Consider the following 24,792-nt stretch of genomic DNA (forward strand, 5'->3'; position numbering starts at 1 on the left):
ACACAGATTTCCCTCTCACGCTCTGAAACACAAAGAGGCACCCCATCATTTGCAGGGTGCCTCTTAAAACTATTCCTTTTCTTCCACTTCTGGCTGCATATAGCTGTCGATCAGCTTTTGTTTCAGCCCCCATACCTTTTCACTGAGATTTACACGGTAAATTTCCGGGTTCAGCTTCCGCAAATATTCCGGCCAGAACAGTTGCAGCTGGGAAGTATGGTATGCGCGAATTTCGTCCAGTCCGGGAAGCTCATACACTTTCTGCCCATTTACGAAAATAGGCTCCAGCATCGGAACTGCCTCGTAATTTTCCACAAACTTCTTCATATACGGATGCAGCGGGTTAAAGAGTTTCAGCCGCTTTCCATTGCGCGGACGATCTTCGTCCGGAAAAGAAATATAATCGGCGACAGCTCTCCCTTTCTTCTTATCTATAATACGATATACATCCTTCTTGCCCGGTGTGGAAACCTTTTCCGGGTTACCCGAAATTTTAATCGTCGGCAGCATTTCGCCTTCTACTTCCCGTTCGACCAGCTTGTACACCCCGCCCAATGAAGGTTGATCCGAAGCTGTAATGAGCTGTGTCCCCACACCCCATACATCGATACGCGCACCTTGGGCCTTTAAGTTGAAAATCGTATTTTCATCCAAATCATTGGAGGCTACAATTTGTACGTAATCCAAGCCTTCAGCATCCAGCATTTCCCGCGCCTGAATGGACAAATAGGCTAAGTCACCACTATCCAGGCGGATTGAATTCATACGTTTGCCCTGGCTCTCCAGCATCTTCGCTGTCCGAATCGCATGGGGAACGCCGCTCTCCAGCGTATCAAAGGTGTCCACCAACAGTGTGACCTGATCCGGTAAAACCTTCGCATACACGTCAAAAGCCTCCTGCTCACTCATAAAGGTCTGCACCCAGGAATGAGCATGTGTTCCCTTCGTCGGAATACCAAAGTGCTCACCTGCCAGCATATTAGATGTTGCGTCAAAACCCGCTACATAAGCTGCCCGTGCTCCCCAAATCGCCGCATCTGCTTCCTGCGCCCGCCGTGTACCAAATTCCAGCAGCGTATCGCCGCTTGCCACCTGCTTGATGCGCGACGCCTTCGTCGCAATCAGCGTCTGATAGTTCATAAAATTCAACAACGCTGTCTCGACCAATTGTGTTTCCATAATCGTTCCTTCGACGCGTACCAGAGGCTCATTCGGAAAAACAAGCGCTCCTTCTTTCATCGAATGAACGGTTCCGCCAAACCTAAACTGGCGCAATGCCTCCAGAAACATGGGATCATACTTCTCCTCTTGCTCTGAGAGGTAACGGATATCCTCTTCTGTAAAGCGCAGATTTGCAATATAATTCACAATGCGTTCCAGACCTGCGAACACCGCATATCCGTTGCCAAAAGGCAGCTTGCGAAAATATGCCTCAAACACAGCTTTGCGCTGGTGACTTCCGTTCACCCAGTGGGCGTACATCATATTAATTTGATATTTATCTGTATGTAATGCGAGGCTCGTTGACTGCATCGTAATCATCCTCTCTGACTGTCCCCGGTTTTGCAGCGGCGTACCGCCTTGTCCATCCGTCAGCAATATCCGACTCCATTCTGTTATCGGATAATGGTGCACAATCGTTAAGTTATTTACTTCTTCTGGCGTAAAATCGTATCCTCAGCCGACCATACGTCGGCTCCGAGACTGCCCTGAAAATGACCCAAAGCCCAATCATGTCCGGCCTGATTAAAGCTCGCCACAGCGTCCTTGTATACCGTAATCGCAAAACCTTTGTTATAAGCGTCTACAGCCGTATGCAGTACACATATATCCGTACACACACCGATCAAATGAACTTCCGTAATACCTCGTTCACGCAACCTGAGTTCCAGATCCGTGCCAGCGAAGGCGCTGTATCGTGTTTTATCCATCCAATAGATGGAATCACTCTGTGTAGCATAGAGGTTATGGAGCTTGCCATACAAATCTCGTCCCCCGGTTCCACGAATATTATGTGGAGGAAACAGCTTGCTTTCCGGGTGATAAACATCATTTTCCTCATGCAGGTCCACTGCCATTACGACAAAGTCCCCTTGATCCACATAGGCCTGCGTAATGGCTTCCATCCGTTCATCCAGCTCTATTGCCGGTTGTCCAACAGGCAGACTGCCGTCCACAAAATCATTCGTGTAATCAATAACAATCAATGCCTTCATCGTTCAGTCAGCTCCTTCATCCTCAAGTTGGGGAGTGTGCGTTCTTTACGTGACCTACTACAATACATTAGGTGTAGATAGACAACCGCGGCACCCTGTCACTAAAACGATAAAGCTGTGCAGGTCTCTGTGAATACTGATTGGAGCTGAGCGGTTTGCCGTTCTCGTCCCGTACCTCTTCCAATATTCCCTGTCTGCTGCGAGTCGACGTTATTTTGCGAATAAAGTTCGGCTCTTCGAAATCCGGTACGACACTTTGAATGACCTGATACAGCTCGCCCAATGTAAAATGCAGAGGCAAAAACTGCTTGGCTATCGTCGTCTGGAGCATTTGCAACTGAATCTTCCGGTAGGCATCCACAATAATGTCCCGGTGGTCAAACGCCAGCTCTAATTCCTCCAGCGCTTCACGGATCGTGAACAGCCCAACCTCGGAAGCATCATCCGCCGCTTGCCGCTGCTCCAGCATCCATTCCTCTACCAGTGCAAAAAACGCATGCGATATAATCCACCCCCGCGGATCACGCCCAGGTCCACTATACACACCTAGGTACTCCAGATGACCGCCGTCCACGCCGGTTTCCTCTAACAGCTCGCGCTTGGCAGCACCGTAAATGGATTCATCTTCCTGACAAAAGCCCCCAGGCAACGCCCAACGTCCGGCAAACGGCCAACTACGACGCTTGATAAGCATTACCTTCAGCTCACGGATCGGCAACGTCTTTGTCACCGTCTTGCGCTCCCGCTTGGTTAAGGTGAACATGACGATATCTGCCGGAGCACCATCCGGGGTGCGATATTTCTTAATGTTATACGACGCCTTCTGCGTCTCTTCGTTTATACGTTCGTTATCCATTGGCATCACCACATTATATCGTTTTGATAAATTCATTATGACATAATAAAAAGTTTTGTCAAGCGTCAGGCCTTATCCAAATGATCTGTTTGTTTACGCAATACCCGGAATGTCGCCGTAGCCATGCAGCCGAGCGTTCCTTCACTATTCTTCACTTCCGCCTCAGTCGTTATAGTACGCCCCCCTTGATGGAGAATTCGTGCCTTAACCTCCAATCGCCCTTGTTTCATCGCTGACAAAAAATGGACGTTCAGATTTGTCGTCACACATAATTCCATATTGCGTGAAACCATGCTCACCATCCCCATCGCCTGATCCATCAATGTTGTGAGTACGCCACCATGAACAATACCCACCACGTTGGTATGTTGTGGTCCAGCCTGTAAAGCGATATGTACCTCTTTTGCATCAGCTTCGATCAATTCACAGCCCAAATACTCCCAAAATGTATTTACTTCACCCTCTACCAAACTACGCAAAATATCCATTTCCTTGCCTTCATCCTTTCTATGATGTCCTATTTACTCTTGAAATCTGGCACAATACGTATCATTACAAGTTACTCCTGAAAAAAAGGCGTGGAGGCTGAGCCTCCACACCATACATCATTCTAGTCACTGCAATTGGAGGAAGAAGTACTTTTTCCCTCTTCTACATTCACCTTTTCGGCAACTGTATCACGAATTGCCATGATAACCATTTGCAGCAGCTCATTAATTTCTACCTGGCTTTGTTGAAACTCCGTTACAATCGGAATACCGTCAAGCTCTTCTTGAAGCTCCTGAAGCTCGGCCTCTATTTTGGCAATCATCGTCTGATTCTTCAAGGATTCGAAGGCCACAATTTCCTTTTGCTTTTTCTTCATCGCTGCAATCAGATGCTGGATGCGCTCATGATCGCGGATTTTGTCTTCTGCTTTCCGAAATACCTGCACTTCCTCACTGTTGCCCAAAATACCCGCCAACTCTTGGGCTTTCGCCAATATCATATCGCGATTGACCAAATGATCATGCTGGCGCGCCGCCGGTTGATGCTCTGACTGTTGCAACCGCTCCTCTGTCACTGTCCATCGCTCCTTCTCTCACTTATACGGTCGTACATACAACTCATATTTGATCCACATGCAAACCTTGCTGCGCTATTTTGTTAACCGTTGACCGCCACGGCAGTTTGAACCAAATCACCCTGGATGTAAAAGGTCATAGGCTCCGTAATTTTCACCTGCACAAAGGTACCGATCAGATCCTTGGAGCCTTCAAAATGCACCAGCTTATTGGAACGGGTCCGGCCGGCAAGCACCTCGCTGTTATTTTTGCTCTCGCCTTCCACCAGCACCTCAACCACCTCGCCACGCAGTCTACCGTTAAAGCGGAGGCTGTTTTCGTTCACCACATTGTTTAAACGCTGGAGACGCTCCTTTTTGACCGACATAGGCACATTGTCTTCCATGGACGCCGCCGGTGTACCTTCACGTGGCGAATAAATAAAGGTGTAGGCAAAGTCGTAACCGACCTCACGTACGAGAGAAATGGTATCTTCAAACTGTTCGTCCGTTTCGCCTGGAAAACCTACGATAATATCCGTTGTCAGCGAAGCATGCGGAACAGCCGCTTTGATCTTCGCCGCCAGCTCCAGAACGCGCTCACGTGTATATTTTCGGTTCATTTTCTTCAATATATCCGTATTGCCGGATTGAACAGGCAGATGGATATGCTCCACCAAATTGCCGCCCTTACCGAGCACTTCAACCAAGTGGTCATCAAAATCACGCGGATGTGATGTTGTAAAACGTACACGCGGAATATCAATCTTACGCATATCGTCCATCAGATCCCCGAATCTGTAATTCATATCCTTCAAATCCTTACCATAGGCATTGACGTTCTGACCCAGCAAGGTAATTTCCTTAAATCCCTGGCGTGCCAAATCCCGTACCTCAGCAATGACATCCTCGGGCCGACGGCTTCTTTCCTTACCGCGTGTGAAGGGAACAATGCAATAGGTGCAAAATTTATCACAGCCGTACATAATATTTACCCAAGCCCGCATACCCTCGCGCTTCTTCGGCAGGTTTTCGATAATGTCGCCTTCCTTGGACCACACTTCGACCACCATTTCTTTGCTGAAGAGTGCTTCCTTGACGAGCTGCGGCAAGCGGTGAATATTATGGGTACCAAAAATCATGTCGACAAAACCGTGCTTTTGCAAAATCCGGTTGACGACACTTTCTTCCTGCGACATGCATCCACACACGCCAAGCAGCATACCTGGCTTCTCCGTTTTGAGATGCTTGAGGTGACCCAGCTCACCAAATACTTTGTCCTCCGCATTTTCGCGGATCGCACATGTATTCAGCAAGATGATGTCCGCTTCCTTACGATCCTCTGTCGCCTGATAACCCATTTGCTCCAGCAATCCTTTAATCGTTTCTGAATCATGCTCGTTCATCTGGCAACCGAATGTGTACACGATGTAATGCTTTCCCTCGCCGATATGCTTCAGCTCATCCGGAACTGCATTATCGTACAGTACCTGTACATCCTCTTTACCGCGTTGCTTTTCTTTTCTATGATTCGGCTCCGCCATAATATTGATCTCACGTCCGCGAATGCGGATCTTCTTGCTGTGCTCATCCTGAGAAATGATCTTTGCATCCGAGAAATCAAAATATTTGGAGTAATCTTTCGTTTCCTTGGCCATTCCTTTGGTCACTCCTTACACCATCTATTTCACACCAATTACGCTTTTACCGTATCTTAGCATATGGATTAATCTCTTTTAAGCCCGTAAAAACTCCTTTGAAAAAGGCATTACACTAAATTATAGCATGATTTATAAGCCATCGCCATATCTCCCCGTAAACGCCAATTGGTTACGCAGTGAATCTAATGTCCATAATTTTATAGGTAACCATTTTTAGAATCCTTAGTATGTAAAAAGCCCGACTCTTTAGCAAGAATCGGACCCTTAGCCTTTCGGCATTATATACGTATATTAGTCTACGATTTCAGCGTTGTCACCGTTTTTCACACCGGCTCCGTTCGCTTCATCTGTATCAATGTGCATATCCAAAGCAAAAGAATCGGACACACGTGCAAGAACATTTTCAAATACAAGACCACGTTCGCCGCCGACACGTACTTTCAGCAACTGCTTGTCCTTAATGTCCCATTTCGCTGCATCAGATGTATGGAAATGAATATGACGGGCAGCTACGATTACACCCTCTTGCAGTTCCACTTCTCCGGCTGGTCCTTTTACTGTGATTCCTGGTGTACCGTCAATGCTGCCAGATTCGCGTACAGGCGCTTTTACCCCAATAGCAAAGGAATCTGTGCGAGAGATTTCAAGCTGGGAAGCCGGACGAGCGGGTCCCAAAATACGAACCTTATCAAATTGGCCCTTAGAACCAATTACAGCTACCGTTTCATTTGCGGCAAATTGTCCTGATTGGGACAATGGTTTAAATTCAGTCAGTTGATAGCCTGCTCCAAACAAAATTTCAATATGCTCTTGAGTCAGGTGAATATGGCGTGCGGAAACGCCGACAGGTACGATTTTACTCATCGTATGGTCACTCCTTTTTCTCTATACAATACTTTACACATCTATGCTATTATACTCCTACTTTGCCAAGAAAGAAAAGGAGAGCGGGACAAAGTTCAGTTTTTCGCCCTAATCAGCCTTTAATATCGTCCCACTCGCCAGATTAACACTACATCCTTGACAGTTCAAACCGTCGTTTTAGCAAACAGGAGAAAGAACAGCATGATTTCAGCTACGATGAGATGAGAGGGAACAACAATAAATACATTAAGGACAAACAAGACACAGAGTATTCCTGTTAAGAAAAGAATGACTCTAGGACTTGGTTTAAGATGACTTAACCTGTACCGATGGAATACCAGCAGAACTGACAGAAAGTAAATAAATACAGAAGCAAAGGTAAAGCAAAGTGCAAAGATATAGGCTACCTGTCCCAAAAACAAGAGCTGTATCGAAGCTGCCAGCATGCTAAGTGAACAATAAATAAACAAATGACCATAAATAATAGTCTGTCCTGCTGATTGTTTTGATTTATCTACCCGCTTCTCCATATTCTCAAAATATTGCCACCAGATTGCAATGACTAATACAAAAGCCAAGGCAGCAAATACAACGGAAGAGAGCGTAAAATGATCGGATTGTAAAACAGAAAGCATACTGATCACCGATTCGCCAAGCAGAATTAAAGTGAACTGTGCAAAGCGCTCTAATAGATGCTCGGTATGGATAGGTGTGATCACCAATTTTTTACGACCAATCAAAGGCACGAGGATATCAACAGCAATGCCGGCATATAAAATCAAATATCGAACCCAAGAGTCAAAGAAGAGGGAGCAACTGGAAATGACTATTCCGATCCAAAAATAGGTACCGAAAAAACGAGCTGTTTCCTGTTTATGAGCCGTTTCTTTGGGTGCCGAAAGTAAATATTGAACGGCAGTCAAGCCTCTTAAACCAATATAGCCAACAAAAAAAGAGACATAATACGCGTCAAAATCTATATTAAGGCTAGCAGTCATGATTAACACGAAAAACAATTGAAGGATCATAAAGATTCGATGCGTTATACTGTCTTGACCAAAACGGTTGTTGTAGACAGTTTGTCCCACCCAAGCCCACCATATCGGAATAAAAATCAAAATAAACTTTTCCAGATGCTCCCAAGAAATACTACCATGCTCAACATGTAGTAAAACATGAGTGGCCTTGGAGACAGCGGCTACGAACAATAAGTCATAAAAGAGTTCAAGCCAGGTAACCTTTTTTATCAACATTATGTAATGGAGCTCCCTTCTGATATGGCAGTATAGCATGGTGACCCGTCAGGCTCGCTCCAACGTATGTCATATTTCGGCAAGCGTTATTTTAGCACCATGCCATTCTAGGATGCTCCAATTATTTCGTAATATATCTCGCTTTGTCAAGGGTGTGCGTAGCCAAAAATAACGGGTATAAATAGCTATTTAAGAAGACATTTTGGAAGGCAGATTCGTTTGCAAATATTCCAGCGCATGTCCTCCCAGCCACCCCTTGACCAGTTCCCCAGGATAATGCTTCAGCAGCAGTTCTGCAAAACCCGGATATTTCCCCGGATGCTCCAGCCCTTGCACATGATGCTCGATACCGTCAAAATCAGATCCGAACATCAAATGACGTTCGCCGCCTAGTGAACAAAGATGTTCAATGTGTGGCAACAAATCCTCAGCGGTCACCGTACCCTGCTCTTTGAGAAACATCGTGACGAAAGTCAAGCCGATCCGTCCGTTACGCGCGATCAGCGCACGAATCTGTTCATCCCGAAGATTACGTGGGTGAGGACATATCGCGAAGGAGTTAGAGTGCGAAGCAATCGGCGGTTGAACTGCCTCCTCCAGCACCTCCCAGAAGCCTTGTACAGACAAATGCGATACATCTAGTAGCAAACCTAATTCATTACAGCGCTTGACCAACTCATGCCCCTTGCGCGTCAGGCCGCCACCCCTCTGCTCCATAATGCCGTCAGCCGCCCAATTTGCATAATTCCACGTCAGCCCGATCAAACGGATTCCCAAGGCATAGCACAGTTCAGCATAAAACGGATTCCCTTCCAGCGCGTCCACTCCCTCCAGCGATAGCAGTGCCCAGAGTGATCCTTGAAGTTGTTGCATTCCATTGCCTTCCCGATGTCCCACTGATGTATCCTTACATTTTTCCAAGTCTTCCTTCCACAATAGCGGCTTCAACCCGCCAGATGGGGATATCATATGCTGTCTGAACAGTTCAACCTGACGAATTACATGCTCAAATCTTGGCGTACCCAACACCTGGGAAATATATATAGCGAATGTCTGCAAGTTCACATGGCCTTCTAACAAACGCTCTCTTGTAACATCAAGCGACGGATGACTGAAATCCACCTGCGGGTTAAGCTGCATCTTACACAACACATCACAATGCAAATCGGCAACCGACCATTTCATGTGTGGTTTACTGTTCATACATCTTACCTCCATTCATAGATTACAGCGTGATGAAGTTGTCTTACAATCTATGTAATACAGGCGACTTCCATGCAAAAAAGCCCGTTTACACCATCGTAAACAGGCTCAGGCAACTAGCATTTATTATCTTGGCTCTACAATCAGCTTCATTGCAGTCCGGTCTTCTCCGTCAATAACAATATCCGTAAAAGCAGGAATACAAATCAAATCCACTCCGCTTGGTGCGACAAATCCCCGGGCAATGGCTACAGCTTTAATGGCTTGGTTCAGTGCACCTGCTCCAATCGCCTGCAATTCGGCATTTCCGCGTTCACGCAGTACTCCTGCGAGTGCGCCTGCAACTGAATTAGGATTGGATTTTGCTGATACTTTTAATACATCCATAGTAAGTACCTCCCCTGGGAATGATGATGGTTTGATTCCACTATTAGATGTTATTCGAGGGTCAGCAAAAAATTCCTGCTTTTTGGTGACAGTTTTCCTTATTCTTTCCTTAAGCAGTTTCCAAAAAAGGTTAATCCATCCGCCATTCATCTTCTTTGAGTCTAATTTTCTGAATTTTACGCGCCATACCGTCGGTGTCATTCAACTCTACGCTAACTGCGTGAAAATGCCATTTTCCGTTGTCCGGTTGAAAACGTACCGGAAGCTGAGTCTGAAATTTCTGCAGCACGGCGTCTCTCTGCATGCCAAGTACTCCTTCATAGGGACCTACCATGCCCACATCTGTCTGATACGCAGTTCCTTGCGGTAAAATCGTATCATCGTTGCTCTGCACATGGGTGTGTGTACCAACAACAATTGAAGCACGGCCATCTAGATGCCAACCCATAGCGATTTTTTCCGATGTCGCTTCGGCATGAAAATCAACCAGAATGTGCTTATGCTTCTTGCGCAATTCATCTACGATCTCATCTGCTGCACGGAACGGGCAATCGATGGGTGGCAAAAAGGTTCTGCCCTGCAAGTTAACGATCGCCAGCTCCTTGCCTCCACCTTTCACCACGGTATAGCCTCGCCCCGGCGTTCCTGGCGGGAAGTTTGCCGGACGTATGATACGCGGCTCATCATCTATAAAATCAAATATATCCTTATTGTCCCAAGTATGATTACCCATTGTAATACCATGTACGCCCCAATCAAAAAATTCTCTGGCGATGGCTGGAGTAATACCTCTTCCTGAAGCTGAATTTTCCCCGTTCACGATAATAATATGCGGGTTGTATTTTGATTTTAGCGAAGGGAGATTTTCCCTTAATGCCTTTCTGCCTACACTACCGAAAATATCTCCAATAAATAGTACGTTGATAGAAAACCCTCCCTGGTATGCCTTACATAATGAAAAGTGGCCCTACAAACAGCGGCCACTTTTCGTTAAATTGCTTTTATTTTGCGTATTCTACCGCGCGGGTCTCGCGAATGACGGTAACCTTGATATGCCCTGGATAATCCAGTTCATTTTCAATCGTTTTCGTTATATCACGAGCCAATCGGAATGCTTCCGCATCATCAATTTTCTCTGGCTGCACCATGACGCGGACTTCGCGTCCAGCTTGAATGGCGTACGATTTTTCCACGCCTTCAAAAGATTCGGAAATGCGTTCCAGCTTCTCAAGACGACGGATGTACGTCTCCAGTGTTTCACGCCGCGCTCCCGGTCTTGCTGCCGAAAGGGCATCTGCCGCCCCAACCAGCATGGCAATCACCGAAGTCGCTTCGCAGTCGCCGTGATGTGAAGCAATACTGTTGATGACGACCGGGTGTTCCTTGTACTTCTTCGCCAGTTCCACGCCAATTTCAACGTGTGATCCTTCCACTTCGTGATCCAGCGCCTTCCCGATGTCATGCAGCAACCCTGCCCGTCTTGCCAGTGTAACGTCCTCGCCCAGTTCTCCGGCCATCAGACCTGTCAAGTATGCAACTTCCATCGAGTGCTTCAATACGTTCTGTCCGTAGCTTGTACGGAACTTGAGACGTCCCAGGATCTTGATTAAATCCGGATGCAGGCTATGCACACCCACCTCGAAGGTGGCTTGTTCGCCATATTCGCGGATTCGTTCATCCACTTCTTTACGGGATTTTTCCACCATTTCTTCAATACGAGCCGGATGTATCCGTCCGTCCGCTACGAGCTTCTCAAGCGCAGTACGCGCAATCTCTCTGCGAATCGGATCAAATCCGGACAAAATAACAGCTTCCGGCGTATCATCAATAATGAGGTCAATTCCCGTAAGGGTTTCAAGCGCACGGATATTACGGCCTTCACGTCCGATAATCCGGCCCTTCATTTCTTCGTTCGGCAATGTGACCACGGAAACCGTCGTTTCCGCCACATGGTCCGCTGCACAGCGTTGGATGGCCAGTGTGATGATTTCACGAGACTTTTTGTCCGCTTCCTCTTTGGCCTGTTGCTCAATTTCCTTAATCATCTGAGCGGTTTCATGACGAACTTCCTGTTCTACGTTGGACAGAATAATACTTCTCGCATCTTCCGTCGTCAGATTGGAAATACGCTCCAGCTCAGTTACCTGACTCTTGTAAATCAAATCAATCTGCTGCTGGGTTTCATCGATTCGTTTCTCTTTGTTGGCCACTTGTTCTTCTTTACGTTCCAGCGATTCCAATTTTTTATCCAGCGACTCTTCTTTTTGCAGCAGTCTTCGTTCCTGCCGTTGAATTTCATTACGACGCTCACGAGTTTCCTTTTCAGCTTCGGCACGGATGCGGTGAATTTCATCTTTCGCTTCCAATACCGTTTCCTTCTTCAGCGCTTCTGCCTCTTTTTTCGCGTTCTCCACGATTTGCGCGGCAGCTTCTTCCGCACTGGAGATTTTAGCTTCTGCAATAGATTTGCGAATAAAATAACCAATCCCGAACCCAAAGAATAACGCGGCTACAGCAACGAGAACGAACCAGATCGCAGTCATCATCATACTGTTCACCTCCTCGTTGGTTCCTCCAAGGCATTCCTTGGGACTTTTTGCAATTGTCACATTAGCTTTGATCGTCAAACTAAGATAACGGCACGCAGCCGTTTCATTTCATATGCACATGCTTTCACATGTACAATTCCGCCTGGCATAGCGGCATCACTTGTTATTTGGCGATGAGAACGTACCCATGGACTCCGCTTTTTTGGAAGGAAAAAGGGTGTTCCACAAGCATCGTTTCATATATATTTTATTATTTGACAAATGGCATTGTCAAGGGAATGCAAACTTTAGTAGATTACCATGTGGCTTTCCATACGATAGCCAGCTCATTCTGTTCACTTGTGCCAGCTAATGGATACCCGGCTGTTTAACAACTATTCATCCCACTGCGATAATTCCTCGTCATCGGAAGTCCCATCTTGCTCGGCCATCGTGAGATGATTAACTACGCGGCGTGTCATATCTCCCGAATATCCGCGCCTCATGAGAAAGGGATACGTTTTGCGTTTTTTCTCCATTATATCTCCACGCACCTGATTCCATTTCTTGCGTCCGACAACCAAAGCGCTCTCCCATTCCTCCTGATCGCTGATCTCACCTAAAGCTTCCCCGATAGAGGCTTTAGAGATGCCCTTTTGACGCAGTTCCTGCCTTACCCACATCTTCCCCTTCCGCTGGCTCGTTATGCGCTGTCTTGCCCACTGACGGGCGTATAGATCGTCATCCACAAGTCGCTCCCGCTCCAGACGGTTCAACACTTCATCAATAACAGCTTGACCCATTTCCTTTTGCGTCAAACGCTGCTCAATCTCCTGACGTGTACGCGGCTTTCGTCCCAAATAACGAAGCGCGTGCACGTATGCCTGTTGCTTTTCGTCCGCCAGAACGATTTCTTCCAGTTCCTTTTTGACGAAAGTCGTTCCTTTGAACATATTGTACTTGATCATTACATCTTCCAATATGGACAATGAATACGGGCCAAAATGAATCGTGTATCTTCCGCGTTTCCTACCCTGCCCCCGTTCCACCCTCGTAATCATCAATTCCTCATGATCAGGAAAAAGGGAAATGCCTTGCTGCTCATTTTCCTTCGAAGTGTGTTCACCTTCATCTTCCAATTGCAATGTGCTTCCCTCACTTTGATATTCACGAAAGCAAGCTGAGAACGCCCGCCACGCAAAAGTAAAATGTAGCTGACACGCAGGCCACATTCGATGCAAAAATACCCTGCACAACTGTGCAGGGCATCAGAATCATGCTATTCAAACGGCTGTGCCATAACCCCTGGCTCCAGTTCACAAACCAAGATTCACCAAGCTTTATTCAAGCTCCAGCAATTCCTGTTCTTCCTTGGCTTGCTGTGCCAACTCTTCTTCTGTCGGCGGAGCTACCGTCGTAATCAAATTGCTGGCCACCCGAATTTTTTGTTCGATCGTGCTAGCAATGTTCGGATTTTCCTTCAAAAATTGCTTCGCATTTTCACGTCCCTGACCTAGTCGTTCACCTTCATAGGAATACCAAGCTCCGCTCTTATCGACAATGTCATACTCCGTACCAATGTCGATCAAACTGCCTGTCTTGGAGATGCCTTCGCCGTACATAATGTCCACTTCCGCCTGACGGAAAGGAGGTGCGACTTTGTTCTTCACCACTTTAATACGTGTGCGGTTACCAACAACATCATTACCGTTTTTCAAGCTTTCAATGCGGCGGACATCCAAACGAACTGTAGAATAAAATTTCAGAGCACGTCCACCTGGTGTAGTTTCAGGGTTACCGAACATAACACCTATTTTTTCACGTAATTGGTTAATAAAGATAGCAATGGTGTTCGACTTGTTAATAGCACCGGACAGCTTACGCAATGCCTGTGACATTAAACGGGCTTGAAGACCAACATGGGAATCTCCCATTTCACCTTCAATCTCCGCTTTTGGCACAAGTGCCGCTACAGAGTCAACAACAACAATGTCTACCGCTCCACTACGTACAAGCGCTTCGGCAATCTCAAGTGCTTGCTCTCCTGTATCTGGCTGCGATAGCAACAACTCATCAATATTGACACCCAGCTTGCTGGCATACGACGGATCAAGAGCATGCTCGGCGTCGATAAAAGCGGCTTGTCCGCCTGTTTTTTGTACCTCTGCTATAGCGTGAAGAGCTACCGTTGTTTTACCGGATGATTCTGGTCCATATACCTCAATAATTCGGCCTCTCGGGAAGCCGCCCGTTCCTAACGCAATATCCAAAGCAATCGAACCACTGGTAATAGTTTCCACTTGCATATGGGTGGACTCACCCAACTTCATAATGGAACCTTTACCGAATTGCTTTTCTATTTGACGGAGCGCCATATCCAGCGCAGCACGACGATCTGACAATAAACTCACATCCTTCATTGTTTGTAGTTTAATAATACCTTGTTTTGACACGCTTGCCAAGCATTTTTTCGAACATACATTCGTTTTTTTTGTTTGGTCGGTTCTCATCTATACTTCCATCTGTCTCTTAAATCAAAAAAAGAACCGCAGGCAAAAAAGCTTTTGCAACGGTTCTTCCGATAATATGATTATACCATTAATCGTCTATCTAAAACAACTCTATGAAAACTCGCGTCGTATACAGCTCCTTAAGAGAGCTTTTCATTTTCCACCAGTCTGCGCCATAATCTGTACAGGATTGCCTTAACAGACCGCAACCGGATCGTTTCACGATTCCCGCCCAGCTTCAGCTCGTATACCTCAGTCTCCTTATCACGCTCGGCAATGCCGATATAAACCAGACCGACTGGCTTCCGCTCAGAATATCCGGGTCCAGCTACACCTGTAACTGAGAGTCCGAAATCAGTGTCCATGACCATTCTTGCCTGCTCCGCAAGTACAAGGGCTACTTCTTCGCTTACTGCGCCGGGCGCATTGTCCCCCTCCAAATAATCATGTGGCACGTTGAGCAGCTTCTTCTTCATTTCATTGGAATAACACACGATACCGCCCTGAAACATAACTGAGCTGCCTGGAACGGAAGTGATGTGCTCCATCAGCATTCCACCTGTGCAGCTTTCTGCCGCGCTAACAGTCAGTCCGCGATTGGACATCAAATCCACAATAACCTTCTCCAGCGTGACGTCCTCGCTCGCATACATGTATTCCGAAAGACGCTGCTGAATTTCTGCTTCCGTAGCCCCCAGCTTGACCAGCGCCTCGCTCTCGCTGGCCGCCTTGGTGGATATACGGATCGTGACCTCTCCCTCCTTGGCATAAGGAGCAATGGTCGGGTCTGTCTGTGATTTGATCAGATCCAGCAACCGGGTTTCGAGAGCAGACTCACCGATTCCTGCAAACTTTAGCATTTTCGAATAAATCGGCATTTCCTTACCGCTCAGTGCTTGCTGGAGCAACCAAGGTTTTGCCTGATTCTCGAACATCGGCTTAAGTTCCTTCGGCGGACCAGGCAAAATCACATAATATTTACCTTCCTGTGCAATCGCATCGCCCACAGCCAGCCCTGTCTCATTTTCAAGAGGGCTAGCTCCTTCAATAGAAAGCGCCTGACGGCGGTTATTCTCGGTCATCTCCACCCCGCGATTACGGAAAAACTGTTCCAGCTTATCCATAGCGAGACGGTCTATATGCAATTTACGTCCCAGCACAGCGGCAATTGCATCTTTTGTCAAATCATCCTGAGTCGGTCCCAAACCGCCCGAGAACAAAATAATATCCGCACGCTTCTGAGCCAGACGAACCGCTTCCTGAAGTCGATCCATGTTATCGCCGACAACCGTCTGAAAATATACATCAATCCCAATCGTAGCCAACTCTTGTGACAAATATTGGGCATTTGTATTCACAATTTGTCCAAGCAATAATTCAGTTCCTACTGCGATGATTTCAGCTTTCATCGTTTCTGCCTCCTGTAGAGCGAATGTTGTGGGAATTATACAAAGAAACAGCAATAAGCAAACTCCCTATCGCTGTTCCCATGAAACGTATCCTGTTAAACCTTGGAGGAGCGGAGTAAATGACTGTTCTTTACAAAATAGTCAATGCCCGAGTAAATAGTAATTAACGCAGCCGCCCATATCGCTATCAAATCAAACGGAATACCCAGAAAAACAAACGGGAAGTTATTAATGAGTAACGCTACAATGGCAACGATCTGGATGACAGTCTTTATTTTGCCCCAGTTGCTTGCAGCGACCACAGAGCCATCCAGTAAAGCAATTTGACGCAGACCGGTAACCGCAAACTCACGGCTAACAATGACAACAACAATCCACGAATCAATCTTGCCCAATTCCACCAAAGAAACCAAAATAGCAGTTACCAAAAGCTTATCCGCAAGAGGGTCCAGCAATTTTCCCAAGTTGGTGACCATGTTATTTTTACGGGCCAAATATCCGTCAAGACCATCCGTGCTGGCGGCTATGAGGAAAATAATAGCCGCAATCAACTGATTATACGGCAGCTTGAAAGCTCCGATCTCAATCGGCGGCGGATAGAAATCAAAATCCACCAGCAAGGCCAGCATCATCACCGGGATGAGGCAAATCCGCGTTATTGTAATTCTGTTGGGTAAATTCACAACACACTCTCCCCTGATTATCGTACTTGATTGAAAATGGCAGTTTTCGGATTGAATTCAATCCTATGTAAATCGCTTTTGACTATCGCTATACACCTGATCGTCTGCATTTTCGTTACAAGTATAATATGGTGTAAAACGCATGTCAAAATAACCTGCCGCGCATCAAGTGTCATTTTTTCTTACAATCTGCATGAGGGAAAACGGCTTTATTTCATATTCGTAAATTGAAGCTCCAATGGCAGATCAGCTTTGCGCAACAACTGAATGACCGCTTGCAAATCATCCTTGTTTTTTCCAGTCACGCGGATCTGATCACCTTGAATCTGACTTTTCACTTTCAGCTTGGAGTCCCGGATAAGAATGTTAATTTTTTTGGCATTATCCTGATCAATCCCCTGCTTGAGTGCAAGACGCTGGCGTACTGAACCCAAAGAGGCTGGTTCCAACTTACCGTACTCCACGTTTTTAAGAGATAAACCGCGCTTGGCCATTTTGGATTGCAAAATATCAATTACCGCATTGAGCTTGTATTCGTCTTCCGATGCAATCGTAAGAGCTTCCTTTTCAAGCTTAAGGCTACTTTTGCTCCCCTTAAAATCAAATCTTGTTTCAATTTCACGCTCCGTCTGATGAACCGCATTGGTCAATTCCTGCATATCCATTTTGGAGACGATATCAAATGAATTTTCTGAAGCCATCGTTTCACTTTCCTTTCCACAACAAAGTTCAATAACTAATTATAGGCTAGTCATTTACAAAATCCAATAATCCGCTCACTAAAAAGGCGCTCTTGCCAGTCAAGCTGACAAAAACGCCTTTATTTCATTCCACGGTCAACATCTAACTGTGGCTGCGGGTCGGATTCCGGAACATATCCAGAAGTCCGAGCACAATGTGAGCAAGACCAAAGCCTAGTATGCCATAGCCCCATGCACTTGGGGTTAGATAATAGCCAAGTAGACTGACAATTATACCAAGCCCTGTCACAATCCAGCTGACGGTCATAATGTATACACCTCACTTTGCGGAAAATGAAATGACTGGCTTCCCATGAATTACAGTCATTAGTATTTCCGCGCAATAGAAGGTTTATTCACCGCCAGTAGTCGAAGAAGTTGTACCGCTCTGTGTTGAACTCGTACTGCCTGTAGTCGAATCCATAGTAGTACCACTCACCCCGGCACTCGTTCCGGTCGAAGAAGCCTCTCCTGGCTGTATCAAAACACGAGTCGTCGATTTATTATCAGTTATCGGTTGACCTGCTACGGAAATATCCGTGGCAGAAGAACGTCCTGATTTGATATACAAACCTTCCGGACCGATGTCAAAGGACATAGCATCTCCGCTTTTGGTCATGCCGTAGCTCAGCTTTTCGCCACGTGAGTTTTGTCCCTTGTACACTTCAAGCCAGCTTTCTCCCGTTGCCTTAATATCGACCTTGACTGTAGCTCCCGTTGCACTGGAAACTTTGAAAATCGTCGTTTTACCTTGCTTGCCATCCTGAGCCACGGTTACACCTTGTTGCGGAGTAGTGGTGTTCGGCTGCTGGCTGCTGTCAGGAGTGGTCGTATCCGTTCCTGTACCTGTCCCTCCCGGTTGGGTTTGCCCCGTTTGTCCCGTATCAGGAGTGGTTTGTCCGCCGCCACCATTGGGAGCTGCCGTTTGACCGTTATTCGGCGTTGTCGTCTGACCGCTTCCCTGAGGAGGAGTTGTTGTCGTATTTTGTGGCGGTGTCGTAGTCCCCTTATTAGTGCTGTCAGGAGCGGGCGTAATCGGTGTCGTAATCGGTGTTGTATTCTCGGCTGTTTTTGGAGCCGTATGGTTGTTACTCACCCAATAAGCATAAATAACCCCAACAATAAGAACCAGAAAAAGCCACATTAAAGCTGTCGGCAACCATTTGAGATTTCCAATCGAAGCCGGACGGCTGGAGCGTTTCTGTGTCACAGGCTCCATGACAGCTTCCGGCTCCGGTTCAGGCACATTGCTTTTATGTCCTTCCAGAATCTCGTCGGGGTTTAAACCGACCGTTTCAGCGTACGTTTTAATAAAAGCTCTGACATAAAAGCTTCCCGGCAGCACTTTGTAATCGCCCGTCTCAATGGCTTCCAGATAACGTTTGCGTATCTTCGTCATTTCCTGAACATCGTCAAGGCTCAATCCTTTTTGCAGCCGGGCCTCCTTTAATTGCTGACCCAGTTCTGACATGTCATCATCTCCTTGTATAATTACGCTTATTTAAAGATCTTCAGTATAACTGGCTGTAAAGGTATCATAAGTAATTTCCTCAGCCGGATTATTGCGAAGTTCAATAATGATATTAAAATCGTCGAAGCTGTATCCCGATTCACGTACAAAAACGTCAGGATGCTCAATAACCTTTGTACTCGGCATGCTCATAATTTCCTGAAGCAGGTGATAATGTCTTTCATTTGACCGAATCGTACTCACAATGCCGTCAATAATAAAAACATTGTTAGGGTTCATTTCCTCTTCGGAGAGCTGGCTGCGCACCGTCTGCCGTAGCAGCGTTGAAGACACAAAAGTCCAGCGCTTCATGGCGCATACGCTACTGGCTATAATGGATTCGGTTTTTCCCACACGGGGCATTCCTCGAAGTCCAATGACCTGATTGCCATCCCTCTTTAATACTTCACCCAAAAAATCGACCAGTAACCCAAGCTCCTCCCGTGTAAAGCGGAATGTTTTGCGGTCATCCGAATCCCGGTCAATGTAACGTCCGTGTCTTACTGCCAATATATCGACCAGCTTCGGGGTACGTAAGGCCGTAACTGTAATATTGCTGGCCTTCTTTAAGGTATCACCGAGAATGCGTATCTTCTCGTCATCGTCCGTTTCCAGCAGCATCCCCCGTCTTTCACCTTCAACACCATTGATCGTTAGTATATTAACCCCCAGAATACCAAGCATGGAAGCAATGTCTCCCAGCAATCCGGGACGATTTTTATGTATCTTGTACTCCATGTACCACTGTTTCATTTCTTCCGTCACATTAGCACCTCATTCACATTCAAAACCGTCAACATTTCCAATCAAAGCCTTATTGTATCATAAAATAACACCATTCGACAAAACCAATTATTGAGACCACAAAGGCTTCCTGTATTCAACACAATCGCATAAGCCTCGATCACGTTTATGATATATAAATTACAACGGAATTACAAGAACAGCTCTGTAACCATTACAGAAAAGCCCCCAAAAGGGAGCTTTTCATGTTGGTTCCTGCTTATGCGTTGCTTTTGGCTAATTTGACCATCAGCCGGGCGATAGTGTGACGCTCGTCCTCATCGGCAACTCCCCACAGTTCTTTCAGTGCGCGGTTGGAGTGGTTAGCCGGATCGACCTTCTCATCCAGAAAATCACCGATTTCATAAGCAAGCTCTGAAATGGTATCCTGGCTGATTCCTAGCTTCTCCGCCTGTTCCACACGCTGACCAAGGAACTTCTTCCAGGTATCGAAATTCTGAACAACTGTTGACATACTTAAATCCTCCTTAGATGATTCAGATTTAAAATCAACAGTTATAATATGCTCTTCTCAGGTGCTCACTATACTGGAAGGTTTCCTCCAAAATCTGTACTTCCCATCAAGTTACCCATCCTCCGTTAGGACTTATGACCTGCCCGTTAATATAACCCGATTCAGAAAGCGCCAGAAAATAAACCAGTGACGAAATTTCATCAGGCCGAGCCAATCGACCGGCAGGAATTTCTTCTTCGAGACTGGAGATTTCCCCTTCGTCCAGATGATCCAGCATCGACGTATCCACCGCTCCCGGAGCTACAGCATTAACCGTTACTCCTGAAGGCGCAACTTCTTGAGCCAGCGCTTTAGTGAATGCGTTAATCCCCCTTTGGTTGTGGAATACAGCACCTCGCACGAAGCGCCGCATATTCCCCATACAGATGACACATTCACGATACGGCCATAGCGTTGGGAAATCATATGTGGCATAAATACCTGCGTACACAGAAAGGTTCCCTTCACATTGACGGCCATCACTTCATCCCATTCCTCTTCCGACACATCCGTCAGCAATCCATAATGAGATAATCCGGCGTTATTCACAAGAATATCTGGCTTCATCCCGTGATTCTCCAGCTTCTCGCGCATGCGTTCAATCTGTTCCTTGCTCCGCAGGTCCGCTGACACAGTCATCACCTTGCCTGAATAAGCCATACAGCGACGGGCAACTTCATTCGCTTTTTCATGGGATTTCATGTAGTGAATGACCACGTTCATCCCAACAGCCGCAAAACGCTCAGCAATAGCCGCTCCAATCCCGCCGCTTGCTCCTGTGATCAGCACAGTCGTATCACCAATAGCTTTTAATTCCCCGTCCTTGGTGGTTATCGGTTCCCTCTCCCTGGACATTACGGACTCACCACCAGCGATATAGCCATCTGATCCCACTGGATATGATCTTTCAGACGGCGGTTAATATCCTCAAGCGTAATGCTTTCATAGACCGGGAGCAGTTGGAAAAAATCACTATCCCGAAAGCGATGTCTCGTAAACTCATGCGCAATATTTTCAGGCGAATTGAGCATGCGCAGGTAACCGCCGATTTTCTTTTTACGTGCCCGTTCAAAATGTTCTGCCGTGAAGCCCTGTTTTTGGATGGACTCCACCTCTTCACGTATCCGCGCCAACAGCCGATCCGGGTCCTTTGTATCTCCGCCGATAGCAGAAAACGCATACTGTGGCGTGCTGTTGTACTCATGGCCGAAACTGTCTGAAATGAGGTCCTCATCGTAGAGCTTTTGGTACAGTTGCGTACTGGAGCCGAACAAGAGATCGAGCATCAGCTTGGTCTCCAGATCATGACGGAGCAGTTCTTTTCCCGTTAGGCCTACCTTGGCTTCCTTGAATCCGAACAACAGCTTAGGCAGAGAAACCGCCAGCTTTACCTCACGACGCTTCTCTGCCACAGTAGCAGGTTCTTCATCAAAAATCCGCTCAATCTCTCCTTGCGGCTTGTAATCCTTTTTCGCCTGATTGTTACGCACCAGTTCTATTACTTCTGCCGGGTCCACTCCGCCTACCACAAAAAGGATCATATTGCTCGGGTGGTAAAAAGCCTCATAGCAGCTATACAGCGTTTCCTTCGTAATCGTGCTGATGGATTGAACGGTACCTGCAATATCAATATGCACCGGATGGACCTTGTATAGCGCTTCGATCAGACCAAAGTAGCTCCGCCAGTCCGGGTTATCCTCATACATATTGATTTCCTGGCCGATAATGCCTTTTTCCTTCTCCACATTCTCATCTGTAAAGTAAGGATGCTGTACAAAATTGATCAGTGTGGTCAAATTCTCCTGAATGTGCTCGGTTGCGGAAAATAGATATACCGTTTGATCAAAGCTCGTAAACGCATTGGCCGATGCTCCATTGGAGGAAAAAGTAGCGAAAATATCGCCTTGAGGCTCTTCAAACATTTTATGCTCCAAAAAATGGGCGATGCCATCCGGCACCTTAACCGGCTGCTGACCTTCAACGCGAAAATGATTATCGACCGAACCGTATTTGGTTGCAAATGTAGCGTATGTCTTTTGAAAGCCCGGTTTGGGCAAAACATAGACGTGTAATCCGTTATCCATCACTTCATAGTACAGCGTTTCCTGCAAATGCTCATAAGGTATGTGCTCCACCCGCTATTCCCCCTTCTGGTCTCTCAAGAAATAAATGGTGTCCAGTCGGAACGTCCGGGCGGCATCCTGAACATCCTGCACCTTGACGGCCTCCACCTGGCTCAGCAGCTCATCTACCGTCCGCTCTTTGCCGGAAAGCTGTCTGTTAAAATCGTAAGCAATCATTTCAAAAGCGGAATCCTGCATTTCCTTCAATAAATTGCGGATCATCGCCTGTGTTTGAGTCATCTCCAGTTCGGTAATCGCCCCATTTTGCGTATCTTCCAATTGCTTGCGGATAATGGTAACCGCTTTTTCATAATTGGGAATTTCGATACCGGATTGAATCGTGCCTATGCCCTTGTGCCCGTCATACCGTGATGAGGCGTAGTACGCCAAGCTTTCCTTCTCACGCACGTTGACGAACAACTTGGAGTGAGGATAACCGCCTAAAATCCCGTTGTACATCAATGCAGAGGCATATCGATCATCACCATACGTAATCGGGGTGCGTAATCCCATGTTCAGCTTGCCCTGATTTACATCAAGACGCTCTACCACCGTTTGTACATCACGCTCCACGGCTTTGGGTTGTTCAGGGGCATAGCCCTTTACTTCCGAACGGTTCAGTTGGAAATAGCGGTCTACGAACTTCTCCACTTCCTCCAACGTCGTATCTCCAACCACATACAAATCCATGCTGGCGTTGTTCAGCCATTCTCCATAAGCCTGATACAAGCCCTTCGCATCTATACTGTCCAGATCAGACCGCTGACCGAGGGGATGCAAACGATAAGGCTCATTTTTGCACATTTCCTCCATGCAGCGCTCTCCCGCATAACGGATTTTATCATTGACTATAGATTCCAGCTTCTTCCGTACATTTTCCCGTTCCTGTTGGACATATCCGGTTTGAAACGCGCCATTCTCCAAGGCAGGCTTCGTCAGCACTTCTCCAAGAAAGGCAAACGAACGATCGAGCAAGCTGTCCGGGCTGTTTACGAAGCTGTCATTAATGGTATCCATGCGAAATTGCACGATCTGATAATCTCCGCGTTTATATACATCGAATCCAAAGCCGGCACCGTACAATTGCTCCAATTGCTCTCTAAATTGCGTGGTTTGAGGATATGATTCCGTACCACGACGCAGCACAAAAGGCGCAAGACCTACTCGGGTTACGGTTTCCTCCCGTAGCGGAGTTCCTACATACAATGATATGGCAAACGTCTTGAAGCGCTTGGTCGGCAATACATGAATCCTTAATTGTCTGCTCGTACCACGCTCGAAACCTGTTTTGTTCAAGTCCAAAACTCCTTTGTGACGTCAATTTCGTCTATCCTTTGGTGGGCAACTGCTACCGTCATGCTTCCTTATAAAGAGGTAAAGTGTGCCAATCTTTATTCTAACGATGCAAAAGCCAAGAAGCAACCGGAGACAAGCTCCCGGCTGCTTCGGCGTTTTACATACAGAAAATGTGCTGTCCGATGGTCTTCACCTGCGGACGGCTCCAAATCCATTTGGAGGTGGCTGTTTTTGGATTAAAATAATACAGGCAGCCTCCGCTCGGGTCCCAGCCATTTAATGCCTGACGTACCGCCTTCTGTGCGGTTTCATTTGGCGTTAGCCATATCTGACCGTCTGCCACGGCTGTAAAAGCCCCGGGCTGAAAAATGACTCCCGACGGAGTGTTCGGAAAGCTGGGTGATTTTACACGGTTCAAAATGACCGCCGCTACGGCAACCTGTCCTTCAAACGGCTCGCCACGGGATTCACCGTAGACTGCATTAGCCATAATTTTGAGATCGTTGTCAGACAGCCCCATCGTGTTAGCCGATCCCATCGTTTCATCTTTTTGATCCGGTTTATTATTGTCCGCTGTCTGTCCCTGAGCGGAACCCTGATTTTTACGATGTAAAGGAGTTTCCGTCGGTTTCCAATTAGGAGTTGCATTCACCAGCTTTAGCTTTGTTTTTGCTCCGACCGCTCCGTCAGGGGTGATGCCAAACTCTTTTTGAAAGCCCTTAACCGCCTTCAATGTACTGCTGCCAAAATGACTGTCCACTTCCGCCCCGAAAAAGCCCAGCAGCTTCAAACGGGATTGCAGTTCATATACATCCTGGCCATAGGAACCGTAATTAACCGCCTCCGTGCTAAATGTCGCTTGAGAAGGCTCTGTTTCTGTTACTTGTACTTCCTGCTGTGTGCTCAGCGGCTCTGCATGCTGCGCAGAGACGTTCGCAATAAGTCCTGTGTACGTGATAGCCGAGGCTGCGAGAATACCCGTGCAAATCCAGACCATTGTCTTTTTCATATGCTGCGCTCTACCTTTCTTTTGTGGGATTAACAGGATAGCTACGTTTATTATGACAAGCTCTGCTTAAAGCTATTCACCCTTTTAATCTTCTTTCATTCGACTGCTCCTATTCCTAAAAAAAGCAAAAAAACGCTGTCTGTACGCATAGTGTTGTCGAATTTAAACCAACACCATACTTACAAACAACGATTTTGGATGCGAT

Annotated in this window: 24 protein-coding genes and 1 pseudogene; all 25 read right to left on the reverse strand. The window is 46.7% G+C overall.

Annotated features, from left to right (window positions below):
* Nucleotides 1–69: 69 nt before the first annotated feature.
* The 25 genes and pseudogenes from ASL14_RS00975 to sleB all read right to left on the reverse strand — a co-directional run bounded on the left by ASL14_RS00975 (nt 70) and on the right by sleB (nt 24,587).
* Entirely contained in the window at nt 70–1,533 is a 1,464-nt protein-coding gene (locus ASL14_RS00975; RefSeq protein WP_134914330.1) for a nicotinate phosphoribosyltransferase, read from the reverse strand.
* Nucleotides 1,534–1,649: 116 nt separating this feature from the next.
* Complete coding sequence (locus ASL14_RS00980; RefSeq protein ID WP_134910028.1) at nt 1,650–2,216, reverse strand: cysteine hydrolase family protein; 567 nt, start codon at nt 2,214–2,216, stop codon at nt 1,650–1,652.
* Between the two features lie 67 nt (nt 2,217–2,283).
* The gene (locus ASL14_RS00985) at nt 2,284–3,072 is read right to left on the reverse strand and encodes an NUDIX domain-containing protein (RefSeq protein WP_134910030.1); all 789 of its coding nucleotides are present in this window, start codon (nt 3,070–3,072) and stop codon (nt 2,284–2,286) included.
* A gap of 65 nt (nt 3,073–3,137) precedes the next feature.
* Nucleotides 3,138–3,560, reverse strand: a complete 423-nt coding sequence (locus tag ASL14_RS00990; protein ID WP_134910032.1) for a PaaI family thioesterase — start codon at nt 3,558–3,560, stop codon at nt 3,138–3,140.
* 122 nt (nt 3,561–3,682) lie between these two features.
* A complete protein-coding gene (locus tag ASL14_RS00995) occupies nt 3,683–4,135 on the reverse strand; it encodes a YlbF/YmcA family competence regulator (RefSeq protein ID WP_134910034.1) in 453 nt (150 codons plus the stop codon).
* Nucleotides 4,136–4,218: 83 nt separating this feature from the next.
* Nucleotides 4,219–5,772, reverse strand: coding sequence for a tRNA (N6-isopentenyl adenosine(37)-C2)-methylthiotransferase MiaB (miaB, locus tag ASL14_RS01000; RefSeq protein WP_134910036.1), 1,554 nt, complete (start codon nt 5,770–5,772; stop codon nt 4,219–4,221).
* A gap of 294 nt (nt 5,773–6,066) precedes the next feature.
* Entirely contained in the window at nt 6,067–6,639 is a 573-nt protein-coding gene (gene pduL, locus ASL14_RS01005; RefSeq protein WP_134910038.1) for a phosphate propanoyltransferase, read from the reverse strand.
* A gap of 164 nt (nt 6,640–6,803) precedes the next feature.
* Nucleotides 6,804–7,892: a low temperature requirement protein A gene (locus ASL14_RS01010; protein WP_134910040.1), complete on the reverse strand. Its 1,089-nt coding sequence runs from the start codon at nt 7,890–7,892 to the stop codon at nt 6,804–6,806.
* Nucleotides 7,893–8,081: 189 nt separating this feature from the next.
* Nucleotides 8,082–9,095, reverse strand: coding sequence for a dipeptidase (locus ASL14_RS01015; RefSeq protein WP_134910042.1), 1,014 nt, complete (start codon nt 9,093–9,095; stop codon nt 8,082–8,084).
* Nucleotides 9,096–9,221: 126 nt separating this feature from the next.
* Nucleotides 9,222–9,482: a stage V sporulation protein S gene (locus tag ASL14_RS01020; RefSeq protein ID WP_127191716.1), complete on the reverse strand. Its 261-nt coding sequence runs from the start codon at nt 9,480–9,482 to the stop codon at nt 9,222–9,224.
* Between the two features lie 130 nt (nt 9,483–9,612).
* Nucleotides 9,613–10,407, reverse strand: coding sequence for a TIGR00282 family metallophosphoesterase (locus tag ASL14_RS01025; protein WP_044644815.1), 795 nt, complete (start codon nt 10,405–10,407; stop codon nt 9,613–9,615).
* Nucleotides 10,408–10,483: 76 nt separating this feature from the next.
* On the reverse strand, nt 10,484–12,028 hold the full coding sequence (gene rny, locus ASL14_RS01030; protein WP_014281153.1) for a ribonuclease Y: 1,545 nt from the start codon (nt 12,026–12,028) through the stop codon (nt 10,484–10,486).
* 377 nt (nt 12,029–12,405) lie between these two features.
* Nucleotides 12,406–13,155 (reverse strand): regulatory protein RecX, encoded by a 750-nt coding sequence (locus tag ASL14_RS01035; protein WP_134910044.1) that lies wholly within the window; start codon nt 13,153–13,155, stop codon nt 12,406–12,408.
* 195 nt (nt 13,156–13,350) lie between these two features.
* A complete protein-coding gene (gene recA, locus ASL14_RS01040; protein ID WP_134910046.1) occupies nt 13,351–14,412 on the reverse strand; it encodes a recombinase RecA in 1,062 nt (353 codons plus the stop codon).
* 248 nt (nt 14,413–14,660) lie between these two features.
* Nucleotides 14,661–15,929, reverse strand: a complete 1,269-nt coding sequence (locus tag ASL14_RS01045; RefSeq protein WP_134910048.1) for a competence/damage-inducible protein A — start codon at nt 15,927–15,929, stop codon at nt 14,661–14,663.
* Between the two features lie 95 nt (nt 15,930–16,024).
* Nucleotides 16,025–16,612 (reverse strand): CDP-diacylglycerol--glycerol-3-phosphate 3-phosphatidyltransferase, encoded by a 588-nt coding sequence (pgsA, locus tag ASL14_RS01050; protein WP_025685004.1) that lies wholly within the window; start codon nt 16,610–16,612, stop codon nt 16,025–16,027.
* Between the two features lie 209 nt (nt 16,613–16,821).
* Nucleotides 16,822–17,313, reverse strand: coding sequence for a YajQ family cyclic di-GMP-binding protein (locus ASL14_RS01055; RefSeq protein ID WP_014281148.1), 492 nt, complete (start codon nt 17,311–17,313; stop codon nt 16,822–16,824).
* Nucleotides 17,314–17,455: 142 nt separating this feature from the next.
* Complete coding sequence (locus ASL14_RS27200; protein WP_162833917.1) at nt 17,456–17,620, reverse strand: hypothetical protein; 165 nt, start codon at nt 17,618–17,620, stop codon at nt 17,456–17,458.
* An 84-nt stretch (nt 17,621–17,704) separates the two neighbouring features.
* Nucleotides 17,705–18,823, reverse strand: a complete 1,119-nt coding sequence (locus ASL14_RS01060) for a helix-turn-helix domain-containing protein (protein WP_134910051.1) — start codon at nt 18,821–18,823, stop codon at nt 17,705–17,707.
* A 30-nt stretch (nt 18,824–18,853) separates the two neighbouring features.
* Nucleotides 18,854–19,627 (reverse strand): DUF3388 domain-containing protein, encoded by a 774-nt coding sequence (locus tag ASL14_RS01065; protein ID WP_431089361.1) that lies wholly within the window; start codon nt 19,625–19,627, stop codon nt 18,854–18,856.
* Nucleotides 19,628–19,865: 238 nt separating this feature from the next.
* Entirely contained in the window at nt 19,866–20,120 is a 255-nt protein-coding gene (locus tag ASL14_RS01070; RefSeq protein ID WP_014281144.1) for a DUF3243 domain-containing protein, read from the reverse strand.
* Nucleotides 20,121–20,226: 106 nt separating this feature from the next.
* Nucleotides 20,227–21,014, reverse strand: a pseudogene (gene ymfI, locus ASL14_RS01075) (elongation factor P 5-aminopentanone reductase).
* The gene (yfmH, locus tag ASL14_RS01080) at nt 21,014–22,294 is read right to left on the reverse strand and encodes an EF-P 5-aminopentanol modification-associated protein YfmH (RefSeq protein WP_134910053.1); all 1,281 of its coding nucleotides are present in this window, start codon (nt 22,292–22,294) and stop codon (nt 21,014–21,016) included. The pseudogene ymfI and the gene yfmH overlap by 1 nt, the downstream one beginning before the upstream one ends.
* 3 nt (nt 22,295–22,297) lie before the next feature.
* Nucleotides 22,298–23,578 carry an EF-P 5-aminopentanol modification-associated protein YfmF gene (gene yfmF, locus ASL14_RS01085; protein ID WP_134910055.1) on the reverse strand — a complete coding sequence of 427 codons (1,281 nt, stop codon included), beginning with the start codon at nt 23,576–23,578 and terminating at the stop codon, nt 22,298–22,300.
* 157 nt (nt 23,579–23,735) lie between these two features.
* On the reverse strand, nt 23,736–24,587 hold the full coding sequence (gene sleB / locus ASL14_RS01090; RefSeq protein WP_134910057.1) for a spore cortex-lytic enzyme: 852 nt from the start codon (nt 24,585–24,587) through the stop codon (nt 23,736–23,738).
* Nucleotides 24,588–24,792 lie beyond the last annotated feature (205 nt).

The sequence above is a fragment of the Paenibacillus sp. IHB B 3084 genome (genome assembly GCF_001447315.1).
Lineage (GTDB): Bacteria > Bacillota > Bacilli > Paenibacillales > Paenibacillaceae > Paenibacillus.